This window comes from Actinoplanes subglobosus (assembly GCF_042650585.1).
Taxonomy (GTDB): domain Bacteria; phylum Actinomycetota; class Actinomycetes; order Mycobacteriales; family Micromonosporaceae; genus Actinoplanes; species Actinoplanes subglobosus.
The window spans coordinates 800,269-818,144 of sequence record NZ_JBHSBL010000019.1 but is presented as its reverse complement, the minus strand read 5'-3'; the positions used below and the strand labels follow the sequence as shown (position 1 = coordinate 818,144).

Sequence of the window (17,876 nt, the reverse complement as noted above, 5' to 3'; positions counted from 1 at the left end):
CTCGTCGTCGAACCCGGCGAGCCCTCGGCGGGCACGACGGGACGGCCGGCCGGAGTCGTGGAACGGGCCGCCGACGCCCTCCGGGACGGCGATCCGGCCGGGTTCGGCCGCCTGCTGACCGAAGGCGATCAGCATCCGGCGGTGGCCGCCGCGAACGCCGCCGGAGCCCTCGGCGCGTCGTCGCGGTCGGTGCTGTGCGCGCTGCTGCACGCCACCGACCTGACCCGGGTCCGCGTCGCGATCCGAGCGGCCCTGCCGAACGGCACCTACCGTCCCCGATTCCTCACCGCGACACCGGCGGCGGCACAATCCATGGGTGCTCTCCGATGACCTCGACTCGCTGCCCGACCCGCGACGCGTCCCGGCGCTGCTGAGCCGGCTGCGCGACGAGGACGATCCCGGGGCGCGGCTGGCCGGGCTGGCGGCGGGCGGGCCCACTGCGCGATACCTGGCGGCGGTGGCGGCGGGCGCGTCCGGTCACCGTCCGATCGTGGCCGGGGCACTGCGAGATCCCGATCCGGCGGTACGGGCGGAGGCCGCGCGACAGGCGCTCCGGCGGGGCTGGACGACCGGCGGGGAACTGCTGGCCGACGCCCCGCCGGTGCTGCGTCACCTGGTCCTGCGCCTGCTGCGGAAGTACCCGGGCTCCGGCGACGCGGTGATCGACCTGGTCCGGGAGCGGTACGGCGACCGGGAGGCGGCGGTGCTCCTGCCCGCGTGCAGCGCACCGGTCGTCGCCCGGCTGCTGCCCGCCCTGGCCCGCTCGACGGTGTCCTGGAAGGTCCTGGCCCGCCGGCACAGCACGGCCGTTCTGGACTGGGCGGACGCCACCCTGAGCGCCGCCGGGTCACCGGACTGGGCGCCGGTCCTGGACGCCGTCCAGGCGTGTGCGGCCCTGCAGCCGGCCCGCGTGCTCGACCTCCTGGAACGGCACACGACCGATCCGCTTCCGCTGATCGACCTCGCCCCGCTCGCGGCCCGCTTCCCGTCCAGGGTCGTCGCCCTGGTGGCCACCCGGGTCGAGTCGCGGAGCTCCTGGCAGTACCTGCCGGACAGGGTGATGCGTCACCTGCTGGCCCTGGGACTCGATGATCTCGTCGCCCTGTCCCGGGTCGCCTGGAAGCTCCTGGAGATGCTGCCACCGGACCGGCGGGTGGCGTTGTTCGACGCGACCCGTCCGGAGTTGCCGTACCCCGAGCAGGTCGATCTGCTGCCGGAACCGGCCCGGGAGCGGGAGGTGCGCCGGGTGCTGGCACTACCGCGGGTCGCCGGTGACGAGGCGCTGACCCGGTCGTGGCGCACGCACCTGCCGGCCGCCGAGGCACTGCAGATCCTCGACGAGAGGGCACGCGACCCGGATGCGTACGTGCGCCAGGGGGCGTATCAGGCAATGGTCGCCGTCGCCGGCCGGGAGCCGGCCGCCCTGCCGCGGGTGCTGGACCGGCTGCGGCGGCTCCGCAACGAACGCGAGGGCGTCCGCAAGGAGGTGCTGCGTACGTTCACGGTGCTGATCCCGCACCTGACCGGTGCGGTGGTGCCCGCGCTGGCCGCGGTCGTCGACGCGACGATCGAGGCCCGTGACCTGTCCCGGCCCCAGGAGGATTTCCTGGGCGAGTTCGCGTGGATGGTGCTGGCCGGCGCGGGTGACGACGAGGTCGTGTCCCGGTGGGCGCTGGACCTGATCGCTCGGGTGCCGATCCCGACCTACGTGGAGACGCCACTGCGCCCGGGTCAGGAACACCTCGTCGAGGCGGCGCTGCTCAAGCGGATCACCGCCGACACCGCCGAGCTCTTCGACCTGGTCCTGCTCCTGGAGAAGCGGGCCCGTGCCCTGCCCGCCGTCCAGGACCTGCTGGGGCGGGCGGCGGACCCGGCCTCCCCGGCCGACGTCCGTGCCCGGGCCGTCACCATGTGGCTCGACGACCCGCGCACCCGGTCCGCCCGAGCCGCCACAATCCTGCGTGCCGACCCCACGGCGATCAGTCTGGCGCCGGTCTGGCGCGAGGTGAGCGGCTTCAGCACCGACCTGCTCGACGAGATCCTGTTCGCCCCGGCGGCGCCGCTTCCGTCGGTCGCCGCGGCCGGGTTGGTCCCGGTCCTCGCCGCGGCCGGGTTGGTCCCGGTCCTCGCCGCGGCCGGGCCGCCCGGGCGTGTGCGCCGCTGGACCGTCCGGCAGCAGCGCGCCTACGCGACGGCCCTCGCCGCCGTCGCCGCCGACCCCGACACGGATCAGCGCGTCCGTGTCGCCGCGGTGAAGAACCTGGCCCGGGTGCCGGTGACCGGTCGTGAACTGCTCGGCGACTTCCTCGACGTGCCCTCGACCCCGATCGCCGAGGCGGCGCTGGGTGCGCTGCCGTGGACCGATCGGCCGGATGAGGCGCTGCCGATCCTGCTCACCCACGCCGGCGGCGACCGCGCCCGCGTCGCCCTCCCCGCCGCCGACCGCGCGGCCCGTTTCGTCAACCCGTCCGTCCTGATCAGCCTGCTGCGGGGAGTGCTGCTCGCCCCGCCGGCCGCGCCGGTCCGGGTGTCGAGCCGCAAGGCCGCCGTGCGGATCCTCGCCCGCTACGGTCCGCCGGAGTCGCCGGAACTGCTCGCCGAGGTGTGGCACGCGCCGGGCGCGCACACCGACGTCCGGGCCACCGTCGTCACCGCGCTGCGCGGCCCGGTGCCGTCACCGGCCGCCTGGGCCATCTTCACGGAGGCGGCGGGTTCGGCCGAACGCGCCGAGGTCGCCGCACTGCTCGCCTGCACCCCGCAGGAGCTGGCCGAACCCGGCCGCGCCCGGTTCGCGGAACTCGTCGTCTCCGCGTGCGCCAGCCCGGACCGGACGATCGCGTGGGCCGCGTTCGAACGCCTCCCGCAGTGGATCCCGTGGGCCCCGCAGGCCGTCGACCTGGTCGTCGCCGCACTCGCCGACCCGGACTTCACCGGCCCGGGCACCTACCGTCCGGACCCGGCCTACACCGCGCTCGTCGCCGCCCTGTTGGAAAGCCCGGCCGCCGCTGGTAGGAACCCAGCCCCTGCCGGTAGTAACCCGGCCGCCGCCGACAGCAACCCGGCCACCGCTGGTAACAACCCGGACGGGGCCGGTGACGACTCGGCCGGGCCCGGCGGGGATGGCCGGTTCGGCGGGACCGGGCGCAGCGCTCTGGCCGAGGTGTTCGACCGGCTGGTCGCGAGGGATCAGCAGGACACCGAGCCCAGCAGGCCGGACCGTGACCGGCCCGTCCGCCGTAGCCTGACCCGGATAACCGACACCGCGGCGCGGCGGGTCCGAAGCCATCCCTGCGCCGATCCGGAGCCGGCTCGCGCGGCTGCCCGCGGGCTGGCGGCCCACCCGGGGTTCCTCGACGACGGCGCCGAACTGCTGCTCGCCCTGGCCAGGGTGGAGGCGGAGCCACTGGCCGAGGTCGCCGACCTGGTCGCCGGGCGCCCGGCGCTGGCCGTGCGGCTGGCCGGGCAACTGGGCGAGTCCGCCAAGGACACCGCCCGGCCGGAGACCGCCCGCACCCTCGGGGACCGGGGTGATCTGGCCGGCGGGTTGTTCGCGCTGGCCCTGGTCTCCGCGGCCGGCGGGGCGAGCCGCTGGAAGGAGCCGTGGCCGGTGGCGCTGAACCGGCTGCGCGACCACCCGCAGCCGGACGTCGCCGCCGGTGCCCTCCGGCGGCAGATGTACCGGTAGGCGTCCGGAGGTCCGGTCCGTGCCGGAAGGGGTCTGACTTGTCCTTTCGAGCGAAGAATGGTGGTGATCATGCCGGATTACTGGCCCGGCATGACTCGGTAGCTGACAGTGAGGGGAGTGAACCTGCCCGGCCTCCTGGAGTGGTCCGATGTCGCACGACTTTCGTCACCAACGCCGACCGGTCCGGAAGGCCAGAAGCGTCTCCCCGGTCAAGGTGACGGTCGCGGTCGTGGTGTCGGTCCTGGCGGTGATCGCGCTGTTCGCGGCCGGGATCGCCGCCGAGCAGTTCAGCCACGGCAGCCCGGCGGCCACCACACCCGCCACTCCGAAGGGGAAGGCAGCCGCTGCCCCGCCGACCGGGAAGACGGCCGCCGCCCCGCCCGCGCAGGCTGTCGCCGACGGCCCGCGCCCCGGCGACGCGGTCCGGGACGGGAAGTTCGAGTTCGTGGTCAGCCGGGTCGACTGCTCCCGTTCCTCCCTCGGCATCGAGCACTTGAAACGCTCCGCCGACGGAAAGTTCTGCGTCGTCAGCCTGACGGTCCGCAACATCGGTGACACCTCGAAGTTCTTCGTCGGCCCGGCGCAGAAGGCCCACGACGCGTCCGGGACCGCGTACAGCAGCGACGAACTGGCCGGCATCATCGCCAACCGCGGCACCGAGGCGTTCCTGGAACAGCTCGGCCCGGGCGAGAAGGTGACCGGCAAACTGGTCTTCGATGTGCCGAAGAAGACCACCCTGACGGTCCTGGAACTGCACGACTCGCCACTGTCCGGCGGCGTCGAGGCCACCCTGGCCGGCCTCTGACGGCGCTCACCCGAAATGATGGACCTTTACCGGCCCGGCGATTGTGGCGCCGCCACCACACACCCACGTCTACGCTGGCCGCGACGGATGTTCGAAGGCACGGAAATCGGTTACGGCGGAAACGACGATGGACAGTGGGATCTCCGCTCCCGCACTGGTCGGTGCGATTCTCACGCTGGATCATTTCGAGCGTCTTTCGGGAATGGTCTCCGGTCATTCCTTCGTCAAAGTCGTCGTCGACCGGTGGACCGGGACGATCCATTTCATCGACAGTGCCCGGGAACAGTTCCATGCCTATTACATCGCCAAGCACATTCTCGGCATCACCGTGGCGGAGCTGGATGCCGAGATCGACGAATACAACCGGAGTTTCTATGTCGACCCGGATCGCAGGTTCTACCTCGGCGTGCTCTGCCTGCACCGGCACGCCCGTCATGGGCTGCTGCTGAGTCTGGAGACCGTCGAGGTCGATCTCATGTCGACCGCGATGCTGCTCGACCTCTACCGGTTCGTGCGCCGGTACGTGGATCCGGCCCTGTCGCTGCGGCTGAAACCGGCCACCCACCGGCAGGAGGAGCAGCTCGCAGCGGTCCCCGAGGACGAGGTCCCACAGATCGCGGCGCACGAGATATTCTCCGCCACGCCGTACTTCGCGCTGCAGCCCGGAACCGCCGCCGGCCGGCTGCGTGCCTTCCGTGACGTCGCCGCCTACTACCGGGCCGACCCGCCGCTGGAGTGGTACGACATCGTGGCGATGGAACGGGCGCCGGACGACATCCCGCGGCTGAGCGGCATCGTCAACGCGGGGCGCACGACACCGTTGTCCCACACCAACGTCCTGGCCGCCGGCTGGGGAATCCCGAACGCCGTCCAGGTCGGTGCGCTCGACCTGATCGATGCCGAGGGACTCGATGGCGCCTGGGTATGGTACGAGGTGGACCCGGCCGCGGCGGGCATCCGCCTGACCAGGATCGCCCGGCCGCCCACCGTCGACTCACCACTGCCGGGCACCGTGTGCCGGGTGACGGTCGAGCCGCCGGACACCGCCGTGGCACCGATCGCCGCGCTGGCGGACCTGCGGGTGACCGACGTCTGCCGGTACGGGACCAAGGCGGCCCACCTGGGCGAGCTCCTGCATCTGCTGACGGCCGGTTCCGACCGGTTGCTCGGCTGGTACCAGGCGACCCGTGATCCCCGGCCGCATCTGATGGGTTACCTGCGCGGACTGCTCGGTGTCGACGAGAGCGCCGACGTCGACGGTGCTGCGCTGGGGCTGCTGCGCGAGGTCACCGTGATGCCCGGTGTGGCGCTGCCGTTCGCGCTTCACCGCGAGTTCCTGGAGTCCTCGCCCGAACTGGGGCGGAGTGTCGACGGGCTGCGGGCCCCGCCGGCCGGGGACTCGTCCCGCCTGCGTGAGCTCGCGCTCCGGACGCCGGTACCGGAAGCCGTCCGCCGCCGGATCCTCGCCGCGATTCGCGCGCACCTGGGCGCGGCGACCCGGTTCGTGGTCCGCAGTTCCTCCAACGCCGAGGATCTCGCCGGCTTCCCCGCGGCCGGCCTCTACACCTCGGTCACCGGTGTGACGACGACGGACGCCGTGATCGACGCGGTTCGCCGGGTTTGGGCCTCCCTTTACACCCCACGCGGCGTGCGCCTGCGCCACCAGGCCGGGATCGCCGTCGACGACGCCCGGATGGGTGTGGTCGTCCAGGAACAGGCTCCGGCGACGATGGGCGGGGTGCTGGTGACCACCAATCCGGCGGTTCCCCACGATTTCCGCAACGTCTACCTCAACGTGTCCACCAGCTCCGTCGAGCACGTGGTCAACGGTGTCGGCGAGCCCATCCAGATGCTGTTCAACACGGTGGAGGGCGGCGGGCGGACGATCTCGCTCGGCGACGCGGCCCACGACCTGGCCGAGGGTGACCGGCGACGGCTGGAACGGCTGGCCCTGATCGGCCGGTTCCTGCAGGCACATTTCGCCTTCGACACCGTCAACGCTCCGGTCGACATCGAGTGGGTGGCCACGCCGGACCGGATCTCCCTCGTCCAACTCCGTCCCTACGCCGTCTGAACCATGCCCGCCCCGATCCGTCGCGTCGTCCGCCTCACCTACGCATTCCAGCTCTTCTTCGGACTGCTGGTCTGGGTGCCCGTCTTCTACACCTTCCAGCGGCTCGCCGGGCTCGACGACCGGCAGATCTTCGGGATCCAGAGTATCTACTACATCGTGTTCTGCCTGTTCGAGATCCCGACCGGGCTGATCGCCGACCACCTCGGCTACCGCCGGAGCCTCACCGCCGGCGGCGCGGTCCTGCTGATCGCGAACCTCCTGCCGGTCACCGCGCCGACCTACTCCGGGTTCGTCGTGCACTGGGTGCTCGTCGCCTTGGCGCGATCGCTGGTCTCCGGGGCGGCCAACGCCTACCTGTACGAGTACCTGCACCGCAACGGAGCCGTCGAACACTACCAGCAGGCTGAGGGCAACGGGCGGGCCTACAGTCTAACCGGCAAGATCGTCTGTTGGCCGGCGGCCGGGTTCCTGATGGTCTGGTGGCCGGCGGCGGTCTACTGGCTGACCGCGCTGAACGCCGCCGTGGCCGTCGTCGTCGCACTACTCCTGCCGGCTCTGCCGCCTGCCGTCGCCCCGTCCGGCGCCGGGCGGCCGTCGGTCGTCGCCACGGTCCGGGGCGCGGCCGGTCTGTTGCGCCGGTCTCCGCGACTGGCGATCGTCATGGTGCAGGGTGTAGCGGTCTTCACCCTCGCCCGTATCTGCCAGGTCAACCTGTTCCAGCCGATCCTGACCGGGAAGCAGGCCCCAGCCGCCTGGCACGGCGTGGTGATGGCCGGCATGACCCTGTTCGAGGTGGCCGGTTCGGCCCGCAGTCACTGGCTTCGGCGATATCTCAGCGACCTGGCGGCGGTATCGGTGCTCACCGTGGTCCTGGCGGTGTGCCTCGCGCTGGTGGTGCCCGCGGGCGCGCCGGCAACGGCCGCCTGTCTCTGTGCGTTCTCGCTGGTGGTAGGACTGGCCTATCCGGTGCAGCGGAAGCTGATCAACGAGGCGATCACCGATTCGCGGTACCGGGCGACCCTGTTGTCCTTCGAATCGATCGTCGACCGGGCAGTCTGCGCCGGGGTCGCGTTGTTGCTCGGCGGCTTCCTGGCGGCCGGCCGGCTGGACGAGTTCCTGCTCCTGTCGACCGGTGCCTCCGCCGGGCTGATGTGCCTGCTGGCCCCACTGGCGGCGCTGGCCGGGCGCCGCGGTCACCCGGTCGGTGACGTTCGCGCTGTTCCCGCTCCGGACGGTGTCCGCCCTGGCTAGGGTCGCGGAGAGCCCCGGCGAGAGGACTTTCACGGTGTCGTTCCCGGTCACGATCGTCACTCCCGCGGAGGTTCCGGCCGCCGCACAGCGGCCGCTGCGCCAACTGGAGGACGCCCTCGAACGGGCCGGGCTGGAGCTGCGGCGCTTCGGTGACGAGGGGCGCGACGCCGAGCGGGTGGGCATGCTCGCCCATGTGGCCCGGTCGAGTGCGGCGGTCCTCTACGCGTTGCGGCTCACGGTACGCCGTACCCAGGAAGGTCCTGAGGAACCCGCGGACGTCGCCGCCGTGCGCGCGGCGGCCGAGTTCGTGCAGACCGTCCGTGCCCACAACGACCGGGTGCCGATCCTGCTCGTCGGTGACCAGCTGACTGCGCGGCGGGTTCCGCAGTCGGTCCTGTCGCGTATCGACGGGGTGGTCAACGCCTACGAGGACACGCCGGACTTCGTCGCCCGCAAGATCAAGCGGGAGGTCAGCCACTACATCGGGCAGCTGGCGCCGCCGTTCTTCGCCGCGCTGATGAGTTACGCCGGTGACGCCGCCTACTCGTGGCACTGCCCGGGGCACTCCGGCGGCACGGCGTTCCTGAAAAGCCCGGTCGGCACCCTTTTCCACGATTTCTTCGGGGAGAACCTGCTGCGGGCGGACGTGTGCAATGCCGTCGAGGACCTCGGGCAGTTGCTCGATCACAGTGGGCCGATCGCCGACAGTGAGCGTCTGGCCGCCCGCACCTTCCGGGCCGACCACCTGTTCTTCGTCACCAACGGCACCTCGACGTCGAACAAGATCGTGTGGAACTCGCTGGTCGGACCGGGTGACATCGTCGCGGTGGACCGCAACTGCCACAAGTCGGTCCTGCACGCCATCATCCTGACCGGGGCCGTACCGATCTACCTGATGCCGACCCGCAACAAGGCCGGTGTGATCGGGCCGATCCCGAGGCGTGAGTTCACCGCCGCGGCGTTGCAGGAGAAGATCGAGGCCAGCCCGCTGATCACGGACAAGAGCCGGCCGATCCGGCTGTTGACGCTGACCCAGTCCACGTACGACGGGATCATCTACCGGGCCGACGAGCTGAAGGCGAGCCTCGACGGTGTCGTCGACGCGCTGCACTTCGACGAGGCGTGGCTGCCGCACGCCGCCTTCCACCCGCTCTACGACGGCATGCACGGTGTCGCCAAGGACCGCGACCGCACGAACCGGACCGTCGTGTACGCCACCCAGTCCACTCACAAGCTGCTGGCCGGGCTGTCGCAGGCGTCGCAGATCCTCGTGCAGGACACGTCTGCCGGGCACTTCGACGACCGGGTGTTCGCCCAGGCGTACCGCATGCACACGTCGACCAGCCCGCAGTACGCCATCATCGCCAGCTGCGACGTGTCAGCCGAGATGATGGCCGGCAAGCGGGGCCCGGCGCTGGTCGAGGAGACCATCACCGAGGCGATGGAGTTCCGCCGGACCATCATCCGGGTCGGCACCGAGTGCGACGACTGGTGGTTCGGCGTGTGGGGGCCGGACACGCCGCCCCGGACCGGCCTGCCCGAGCGCGCCGAGTGGGAGCTGACCGCCGGCGCCGGCTGGCACGGGTTCGACCAGGTCGACGACGGATTCACCATGCTGGACCCGATCAAGGTGACTCTGACGACGCCCGGCCTGACGGTGCACGGCGAGTTCAGCGCACCGGGCGCGCCCAGCATCCCGGGTGTGGTGCTGGCCCGCTACCTGGCCGAGCACGGGGTGGTCGTCGAGAAGACCGGCCTGTACTCGCTGTTCGTGCTGTTCACCATCGGCATCACCAAGGGGCGGTGGAGTTCGCTGGTGGCCGAGCTGCACCGGTTCAAGAGCGCCTACGACGGCAACGCGACGATCGAGCGGCTGATGCCGGGCTTCGTGACAACCTTCCCGGGGTACGCCGGACGCGGCCTCCGTGACATCTGTGAGGATCTGCACGCCACCTACCGGGATGCCGACCTGGCCGAGCTGACCACGGCGATCTACACCGAGCCGGTCGAGCAGGTGGTGCTGCCGGCCGACGCGTGGACGGCGATGGCGGCCGGCCGGGTGGAGCACGTGCCGGTGGAGAAGGCGGCCGGCCGGGTCACGGCGGTGCTGCTCACGCCGTACCCGCCGGGGATCCCGCTGTTGGTTCCGGGCGAACGCATCAGTGCGTCGGTGGTGCGGTTCCTGCGGCACGAGCAGATCCTGGCGCACCGGTGGCCGGGCTTCACCGGCATCACCCACGGTGTCGTCGAGGAGGACGACGGCTCACACCGGACGATCGCCTGCCTGGTCTGAACGAGGCACAGCGAGAGATGACCATCGACGGCCCGCCGCCGTTGACTGGCATGTATCAACCCCGTTGAAGGAGCGATGCATGTCCGTGTTGACCGGGGCGCCGGCGCGATCGGCCGCCGAACTCGAGGAATTGGACCGCCGCCGGCTGCTGCACCCCCACCAGACCGGGGCCCGGCAGGAGCGCTGCGTCATCGTCCGTGGCGCCGGATGCGCGGTGTGGGACGCGCACGGCACCGAGTATCTCGACATGATGGGCGGCGGCAACTGGGTCGCCCAGGTCGGGCACGGTCGCCGTGAGCTGGCCGAGGCCGCGGCCGGTCAGATCGGCACGCTGGAGTACTTCACCGGCTTCGACATCTTCTCCAACGACCGGGCGCTGGAGCTGGCCGACCGTCTCGTCGCGCTGGCCCCGGACGGTCTGGACCGGGTCTTCTTCACCAACGGGGGCTCGGAGGGTGTGGAGAGTGCGATGAAGTTCGCGCGGCTCTACCACCACCATCGGGGCCAGCCGGAGCGCACGTGGATCATCGCCCGGCACTTCGCCTACCACGGCAGCACCTACGGCAGCGGCACCGCGACCGGGTTCCCCGGCATGCACCACGGCATCGGGCCGGGCCTGCCGCACGTCGTGAAGGTGTCGCCGCCGCACGCGTACCGTGCCGAGGACATGTGCCCGGGCCGGGACTTCACCGACTTCCTGATCGAGGAACTGGCGACCACCATCGACACCATCGGGGCCGGGAACATCGCCGCGATGATCGGGGAGCCGGTGATGGGCGGCGCCGGGATCCTGGTGCCGCCGGCCGACTACTGGCCTCGGGTGCGTGAGCTGCTCGACCGGCACGGCATCCTGCTGATCGCGGACGAGGTGGTGACCGGGTTCGGGCGTACCGGCGCCTGGTTCGACTCGGCGCAGCGCGGCATGCGTCCCGACATCGTGGTGCTCGCCAAGGGTCTGACCAGCGGTTATGCGCCACTCGGCGCGGTGCTGGTCGGTGACGGGGTGGGCGAGACCCTGGTGGGTGGGGACGCCTACCTGTTCCACGGCCACACCTACTCCGGTCACGCCGGCGCCTGTGCGGTCGCCCTGGCCAACCTGGACCTTCTGCAGGGCGAGGGTCTGATCGACCGGTCGGTGACCGTCGGGGGCTGGCTGCGCGAGGCCCTGGCCCCGGTCGCCGGGCTGCCCCGGGTCGGTGAGATCCGGGTGGCCGGCGCGACGGCGGGGATCGAGCTGGTCGCCGACCGGGCCACCCGGGAGCCGCTGATGGCCGGGGGAGTGGCGTCCGGGCTGCGCGACGGGCACCGGGTGGTGACCCGTGACTACGGCAACACCCTGGTCATGGCGCCGCCGCTGGTGGTGTCGCGGGCCGAGGTGCAGCGGGCCGCCGCCGCGGTCCTGGACGTGATCGGCGCGCTGCCGTGACCGGGACCTACGACTACGTGATCGTCGGTGCCGGAACCGCCGGGTGTGTGCTGGCCGCCCGGCTCAGTGAGGATCCCGGCGTCACGGTGTGCCTGATCGAGGCCGGCCCGTCCGACGACTCGCCGAACATCGAGATACCGGCCGCGGGCGGGCGGCTCTGCCGGACCCGGTACGACTGGGACTACGACGGCCACGACGACCCGGGACTCGGCGGGCGGCGGATCTACCTGCCCCGGGGGCGGGTGCTCGGCGGGACCAGCGCGATGAACGGCATGGTCCACGTCCGGGGCAACCGGGCCGACTTCGACGAGTGGGGGCAGCCCGGCTGGACGTACGACCGGATGTTGCCCTATTTCCGCCGGTCCGAGGATCACGTGCTGGGCGAGTCGGAGTATCACGGCACCGGCGGCCCGTTGCCGGTGACCGACAGCCGGTCGCGTAACCCGATGGCGCTGGCGTTCGTCCAGGCCGCTCTGGAGGCGGGGTACGAGCCGAACGGCGACTTCAACGCCGGGAGCCAGGACGGGTTCGGGCCGTACCACATCAACCAGCGGAACGGGCGCCGGTGCAGTGCCGCGGCGGCCTACCTGCACCCGGTCGCGGACCGGCCGAACCTGACGATCCGCACCCACCTCCAGGTGGAGCGGGTGGAGGTGTCCGGCGGTGTGGCGCGGGGTGTGGTGTGCCGGCGGCTCGACGAGCAGATCACCGTCGGGGCGCGGCGGGAGGTGATCCTGGCGGCCGGGGCGTACAACACGCCGCAGTTGCTGCTGCTGTCCGGGATCGGCCCGGCCGACGAGCTGGCCGGGCTGGGTATCCCCGTGGTCGCCGATCTGCCGGAGGTGGGCCGCAATCTCCAGGACCACGCCGGCACCTATCTGGTGTTCACCCACGACCAGCCGGTCAGCCTGATCAGTTCGGGGGAGGAGCGGTACCGGCTGCAGTACGAGCAGGGGTACGGCCCGCTCACCTCCAACGTGCCGGAGGCCGGCGGTTTCGTGCGGACCCGTCCCGGCCTGAACGCGCCGGACGTGCAGTTCCACGTGCTGCCGGTGATGTTCGTGGACTGCGCGCTGGGCGTGCCGACCGGGCACGGCATCTCGTTCGGCCCGTGTGTGCTGCGGCCGCGCAGCCGGGGCGACGTGACGCTGGCCTCCGACGATCCGTCGGCGAAACCGCGGATCCGCAACCGTTACTACAGCGACCCGGACGACCTGGACACCATGGTCGCCGGGCTGCGGGTCGCGCTGGACCTGTCGCGTCAGGCGGCGCTCGCGCCGTACACGAAAGACCGGTTCACGCATCCGGCGTCGGAGTCCGACGCCGATCTGCGGGAGTTCGCCCGGACGGCCACCCAGTCGGTCTTCCACCCGGCCGGGACCTGCGCGATCGGCCCGGTCCTCGACCCGGAGCTGCGGGTGCACGGCGTGGCCGGGCTGCGGGTGGCCGACGCGTCGGCGATGCCGCTGGTGCCCCGGGGCAACACGAACGCGCCGACGGTGGCCCTGGCCGAGCGGGCGGCCGACCTGGTCCGGGGCCGCACGCCGGCCCTCGACCTGGTCGACGCCGGATAAAGAGCGCGGGCGGCAGAGCCATGGCCATGTATCTCCCCGAGATGAACCGGGTCCTGGAGCCGCGCGGCCGTTCGCTGCGTGATCCCCAGTTTCTGCGGGCGACGGTGCGGCGGGTGACGCGGGTCGTGCCGGGGATGTGCCGCGTCACCCTGGCCGGGCGGGTGCTGGCCGACCTGCCGGCCGCGCCGCCGGCGGCCAAGGTACGGCTGTTCCTGCCGTCGGATCCGGCGATGCCGCCCGATTTCCCGGAGTGGACGCCCCGGGGCCTGCTGTGGGCGCCGGGCAGTCGCACGGCGATGCGGTCGTACACGGTTCGCCGGCACGACCGGATCACCGCCGAGATGGACGTCGACATGCTGCTGCACCACGACGGCCCCGGCGCGTCGTGGGCCGCGGGAGCCCGTCCGGGATCACCGGTCGGGCTCCTGCGGCCGGAGTCCGGATACCGGCGGCTGCCCGGCACCGCGCTGCACCTGCTGGTCGGCGACGAGACGGCGCTGCCGGCGCTCGGCGCGATCCTGGACGCGCTGCCGGCTGCGGCCGGGCGCCTGGTGGTGGTGGAGACAGCCGACCGTGGCTATCGCGACTACCTGCGGGGCCGCCCGGTGCGGTGGCTCGATCGCGGGCGGGACCGGCCGGGCGAGGCCCTGATCCGTTACGTGCTTCGGCTCGCGCTGCCGGCGGGCCGGGTGCAGGCCTTCGTCGCGGCCGAGGCGACGGCGACCCGCATCCTGCGGGAACACCTGCGGTTGTACGGCCTGGGCACCGCCGACGGCACGCTGAACGCCAAGGGTTACTGGCAGTTCACCGGAGGAGCGTAGATGGCGACGAGCCGGTCGACCGCGGACCGCTCGCCGGTCACCCGCACGGCGTCGTCCAGTGGCCGGCCGTCGAAGAGGACCTCGCTCCAGAGGGTGGAGTCGGCGGTCACCGTGGCCACGGCCCGTGGCAGTTCACCGGCGGTGACGGCGAGGACGTCGCCGTCGGTGACCACACCGTACCGATGCTCGGGCGGGTGGGCGCGGCGGTCGTCGCGCAGCCGCAACTCGATGCCGGGCAGCGGGCCCGGTCGCTCCGGCGCCATGGTCCGCATGGCGATGACCGTCGCGTCCGGTGTCATGCCGCCGGAGGTGGCCGGGGCGGGGCCGGACGAGAACCACCGGCCGAGCGACTCCAGCACCGGCTCCAGCCCCCGGCCCCAGGGTGTCGCCGCATACGCCCTGGTCCGGGCCAGGTCGGGCAGCTCGACCGGCTCGACGATCCCGGCGTCGCACAGTGTGCGCAGCCGCTCGGTGAGCACGGCCGGGCCGATGCCGCGCACCGACTCCTGGAGGTCGGCGAACCTCTTCGGGCCGAGGATCAGCTCCCGCACGAGGAGCAGCGTCCACCGGTCGCCGACCAGATCGAGAGCGTTCGCCGCGCGACAAGCGTCCCCGAAATCTGCGTATGCCCGTTTTATCGGCACATCCGACCCACTTACTTAACAGAAGCGATGACTATGTTTAGAGTAGCGAGCATGTCTTCACACGATCCCACGAGTCCCGCCGCCCCGGCGGTCGTCGATCGGCAGGCCTGGCTCGACGAGTGCGAGAAACTTCTGGTCCGCGAGAAGGCGCACACCCGCGAGGGCGACGCCATCGCCGCCGCCCGCCGTCGTCTGCCGATGACCGAGGTCGATCCGGTCACGCTCGTCGGGCCCGACGGCCCGACCCCGCTGGCGGACATCTTCCAGGGCCGCGACCAGCTCGTCGTCTATAAGCACATGTGGCACCTCGGCAAGCCCTTCGAGGACCAGTGCGAGGGTTGCACGGCCACCGTCTGGGACTTCCACGACGCCTCCTACCTGGAGGTTCGTGGCGTCTCGGCCGCTGTCTTCTGCGAGGGCCCCTACGAGGAGGCCGCGCCGTTCCGCGACTTCATGGGTTACACCCTGCCGTGGTTCTCCACCTACGGCATCGAGGACCCGGCCTTCGCCGGCGGCGGCAGCATCGCCTGCTACCTGCGTCAGGGTGACCGATTCTTCCTGACCTACGAGACCACCGGCCGCGGCGTCGAGGCGATCATGGCGCAGCACAAACTGCTCGACATGACGGTGTACGGGCGGAAGGAGACCTGGGAGGACTCCCCGGAGGGCTGGCCGCAGATCCCGACGTACTCGGCCTGGCGTGCCGACGGGCGGCCGATCGCCCAGTGGACGCGGCCCGGCGTGACCCCGGTCGAGGCGCCGGAGCACGCACCGCACTGTGCGGGCCAGGCCGCGTCCTAGGGAGCGACCGCTACCGGCGGCCCGCGTCGACGACCCGAAGGCCGACGCGGGCCGCTTCGGCGTGCAGGTCCTCGTCCCAGCGGGGGCGCAGCCCGGCCAGCCGGGACGTCAGGACCACCACGTCCACCGACCGGTCGGCCAAGGGCGTGTGGATGCCGATCGCGTGGTGCCCGGTGTGCCCGCCCCCGGCCGTGGCCTGTTCCAGCAGGTCCAGGTCGAAGTCGCAGAGCTGCGCCGGGACCGTCGTGTCCGGGCGGTGCGCCCCGCAGCCGAACACGGCGATCCGCGCGCCCGGCCCGGCCTCGCGGACCGCCGCGGCGACCTCCTCCGCGACGTCGACCTCGCGGGCCTTGACCGCCCACTCGTTCAGTGCCTGCACGTGCTCGCTCCAGTCCAGCCCGGAGCCGTGGAAGACGAGCCGCTCACCGATCTCGATCTCCGGCCGCCGGTGGGTGGCCAGGAACTGCCGCATGTTGACCCGGTACGTCTCGTCCTGGACGTCCCAGTCCGACTCGTGCGGCACCTCGATCACCCAGGCGTCCCGGTCGAAGGCGAACCGCAGCCCCGAGCGGTGCAGCCGGTAGGCGAGCTCGGAGTCCTCGGCGCCCCAGCCCACGAACGACTCGTCGAAGCCACCGGCCGCCCAGAAGTCGCCGCGCCCGACCGACACGTTGATGGTCCACGTCAGGTCCCACGGCAGGGCCCGGCGTTCCAGGTCGAAGCCGTACGGTTCGAGCATCCCGTGCCGCAGGTCGTGGAACGCGGGGTCGCCGTCGAAGTGCGCGACGGTCTCCTCCGGGTGCCGGCTGAGGATCACCTCCTCGGCGCCGTGCATCGGCTCCTCCGGGTTGTAGCCGTAGGCGTAGCCGACCACCACCCGGCGCTCCGGGGTGCCGTGGGCGGCCAGGTGCGCGGCCAGGAAACCGGGTCCGGCCAGGGCTCCGCTGTCCAGGAAGACCAGCAGCGGCGCGGTCGCGAGCCGGGCGCCCGCGTTGCGTGCCTGCCCGGCCCGGAAGCCGCGGTCCGGCTGCCAGACGTAGCGCACGTCCAGTTCGCCGGTGAACTCCTGGACCACCGCGAGCGTGTCGTCACTGCCGCCGTCGTCGGCGACGAGCACCTCGAAACGGTCCGTGCCGATGCTCTGGCGGGTGAGGGCGGCGAGCGTACGCCGGATCATCGTGTCCCGGTTGTAGGTCGGGATGATCACCGTGACCAGCGGCGTCGCGGTCACGATCGCGGCCCGTCCACGACGGCGTAGGCGCGGACCGGGAAACTGCCCATCCCGGCGACCGCCGGCGGCGCCGCATGGAAGCGGAAGCCGCGCGCCGGCAGCAGATCCAGGCCGCGCAGGTGCTCCACGATCGGGATGCCCTCACCGAGCAGGCCGGTGTGCGCGGGCCGGGTCATGTCGGCCATGTCGTCGATGTTGACCGAGTCGATGCCGACCACCGCCGGACCGGCCTTGACCAGCCGTTCCACCATGTCGGCGGTGAGGAACGGATGGTCGGCGGCTCCGTAGCCGGTCGTGCCGAAACGCCGGTCCCAGCCGGTCCGGAACAGCACCGCCCGGCCCCGCACCTCGGTCCCGGACAGCAGCTCCGGCCCGATCGCCCGGCCGTGCGCGGTCGCGTCGATCACCAGGCCCGGCACGTCGACGAGCCGGGCCAGGTCGATCGCGGCCAGGTCGGGGCCGTCGGGGTAGCGGTGGAACGGGGTGTCCACGTAGGTGCCGGTGTTGGCGACCAGGGACACCGTGCCGATCTGGAACTCGGTGCCCTCCGGATACCGGTCGCGGGACGCCTCGCGGGACATGTGGTCGCCGATGCGTGGCCCGGGCAGCCCGGGGTAGGTCTCCATGCCGTCCTCGATGCGGTGGGACAGCTCGATGATGCGGTTCACAGGTGCTCCCGTTCCGCTGCCGCCGGGCGGCCCGGCAGCAGCTGGTCGTACTCCGGTTTCTGCTTCCAGTCGGCGTCGGGCGGCCGGTATCCGGGGCGCGGGCAGTGCGCCGAGTGCTCGCCGGTCACCGGGTGGTGCAGATAGCGGGGGCAGTTCTCGAAGACCTGCTCGACGTGCACCCGCAGCACCGCCTCGGCCCCGGGGTGGGCGTCCAGCCCGTCCGTCGTCAGCTGGCAGGCGCCGTTGACCCGCAGCTTCGCCGGGACCGCAGGGAAGAGGAAGAGCAGCCCGACGCGCGGGTTGGTGACGGTGTTGCCGAGCGTGCGGTACATGCCGTTGCCGTCGTAGCTGGGGATCTCCAGGAGGCGGGGGCCCGCCACGTGCACGAAACCCGGCAGGCCCCCCTTGTACGAGCACTCCGGCTGCCCGGCCGGGCTGACCGTGGCCAGCCAGACCGTGTCGGCGCCTCGGATCCAGTCGGCGTGCTGGTCCTCCAGTTCCGCGAGCACGTATCTACCGGCCAGATGGTCGGCCAGCGCCCGGGTGCCGAACCGCTCCTGGAGGAGCCGGCTTCCGTCCTGGTAGAAGTCGTCCGGCTCCATC

14 protein-coding genes are annotated in these 17,876 nt (G+C 72.0%); 10 read left to right on the top strand and 4 right to left on the bottom strand.

Going from position 1 to position 17,876, the window contains the following annotated elements:
• The 9 genes from ACFO0C_RS29180 to ACFO0C_RS29140 form a co-directional block, all read left to right on the top strand.
• Positions 1-330: hypothetical protein (locus ACFO0C_RS29180; protein WP_378069904.1), on the top strand; the 330-nt coding region annotated here is incomplete at its 5' end.
• Positions 317-3,685, top strand: a complete 3,369-nt coding sequence (locus tag ACFO0C_RS29175; protein ID WP_378069903.1) for a hypothetical protein — start codon at positions 317-319, stop codon at positions 3,683-3,685. The genes ACFO0C_RS29180 and ACFO0C_RS29175, both read left to right, overlap by 14 nt.
• 148 nt (positions 3,686-3,833) lie before the next feature.
• Positions 3,834-4,490 carry a DUF4352 domain-containing protein gene (locus ACFO0C_RS29170; protein WP_378069902.1) on the top strand — a complete coding sequence of 219 codons (657 nt, stop codon included), beginning with the start codon at positions 3,834-3,836 and terminating at the stop codon, positions 4,488-4,490.
• A gap of 127 nt (positions 4,491-4,617) precedes the next feature.
• The gene (locus tag ACFO0C_RS29165; protein ID WP_378069901.1) at positions 4,618-6,564 is read left to right on the top strand and encodes a PEP/pyruvate-binding domain-containing protein; all 1,947 of its coding nucleotides are present in this window, start codon (positions 4,618-4,620) and stop codon (positions 6,562-6,564) included.
• A 3-nt stretch (positions 6,565-6,567) separates the two neighbouring features.
• A complete protein-coding gene (locus tag ACFO0C_RS29160) occupies positions 6,568-7,815 on the top strand; it encodes an MFS transporter (protein WP_378069900.1) in 1,248 nt (415 codons plus the stop codon).
• 34 nt (positions 7,816-7,849) lie between these two features.
• Positions 7,850-10,108 carry an Orn/Lys/Arg family decarboxylase gene (locus ACFO0C_RS29155; protein WP_378069899.1) on the top strand — a complete coding sequence of 753 codons (2,259 nt, stop codon included), beginning with the start codon at positions 7,850-7,852 and terminating at the stop codon, positions 10,106-10,108.
• Positions 10,109-10,187: 79 nt separating this feature from the next.
• Positions 10,188-11,534, top strand: coding sequence for an aminotransferase family protein (locus ACFO0C_RS29150; RefSeq protein ID WP_378069898.1), 1,347 nt, complete (start codon positions 10,188-10,190; stop codon positions 11,532-11,534).
• Positions 11,531-13,108, top strand: coding sequence for a GMC family oxidoreductase (locus tag ACFO0C_RS29145; protein ID WP_378069897.1), 1,578 nt, complete (start codon positions 11,531-11,533; stop codon positions 13,106-13,108). Before ACFO0C_RS29150 ends, ACFO0C_RS29145 begins: the two co-directional genes overlap by 4 nt.
• Before the next feature lie 26 nt (positions 13,109-13,134).
• Positions 13,135-13,929 (top strand): siderophore-interacting protein, encoded by a 795-nt coding sequence (locus ACFO0C_RS29140; RefSeq protein WP_378069896.1) that lies wholly within the window; start codon positions 13,135-13,137, stop codon positions 13,927-13,929.
• Here the strand turns inward: ACFO0C_RS29140 and ACFO0C_RS29135 are convergent.
• Positions 13,902-14,573, bottom strand: coding sequence for a winged helix-turn-helix transcriptional regulator (locus ACFO0C_RS29135; protein WP_378069895.1), 672 nt, complete (start codon positions 14,571-14,573; stop codon positions 13,902-13,904). The genes ACFO0C_RS29140 and ACFO0C_RS29135 overlap by 28 nt on opposite strands.
• A 51-nt stretch (positions 14,574-14,624) precedes the next feature.
• Between ACFO0C_RS29135 and ACFO0C_RS29130 the strand changes: the two genes are divergently transcribed.
• Positions 14,625-15,374: a DUF899 family protein gene (locus tag ACFO0C_RS29130; protein WP_378069894.1), complete on the top strand. Its 750-nt coding sequence runs from the start codon at positions 14,625-14,627 to the stop codon at positions 15,372-15,374.
• A gap of 10 nt (positions 15,375-15,384) precedes the next feature.
• Here the strand turns inward: ACFO0C_RS29130 and ACFO0C_RS29125 are convergent, their stop codons facing one another.
• From ACFO0C_RS29125 to ACFO0C_RS29115, 3 genes are read right to left on the bottom strand one after another with little or no spacing between them, the layout of a single operon-like run.
• Complete coding sequence (locus tag ACFO0C_RS29125; protein WP_378069893.1) at positions 15,385-16,605, bottom strand: glycosyltransferase; 1,221 nt, start codon at positions 16,603-16,605, stop codon at positions 15,385-15,387.
• Positions 16,602-17,273: a cyclase family protein gene (locus ACFO0C_RS29120; protein WP_378069892.1), complete on the bottom strand. Its 672-nt coding sequence runs from the start codon at positions 17,271-17,273 to the stop codon at positions 16,602-16,604. The genes ACFO0C_RS29125 and ACFO0C_RS29120 overlap by 4 nt, the downstream gene beginning before the upstream one ends.
• Positions 17,270-17,875, bottom strand: a complete 606-nt coding sequence (locus ACFO0C_RS29115; protein ID WP_378069891.1) for a pyridoxamine 5'-phosphate oxidase family protein — start codon at positions 17,873-17,875, stop codon at positions 17,270-17,272. Before ACFO0C_RS29115 ends, ACFO0C_RS29120 begins: the two co-directional genes overlap by 4 nt.
• Between the last annotated feature and the right edge of the window lies 1 nt (position 17,876).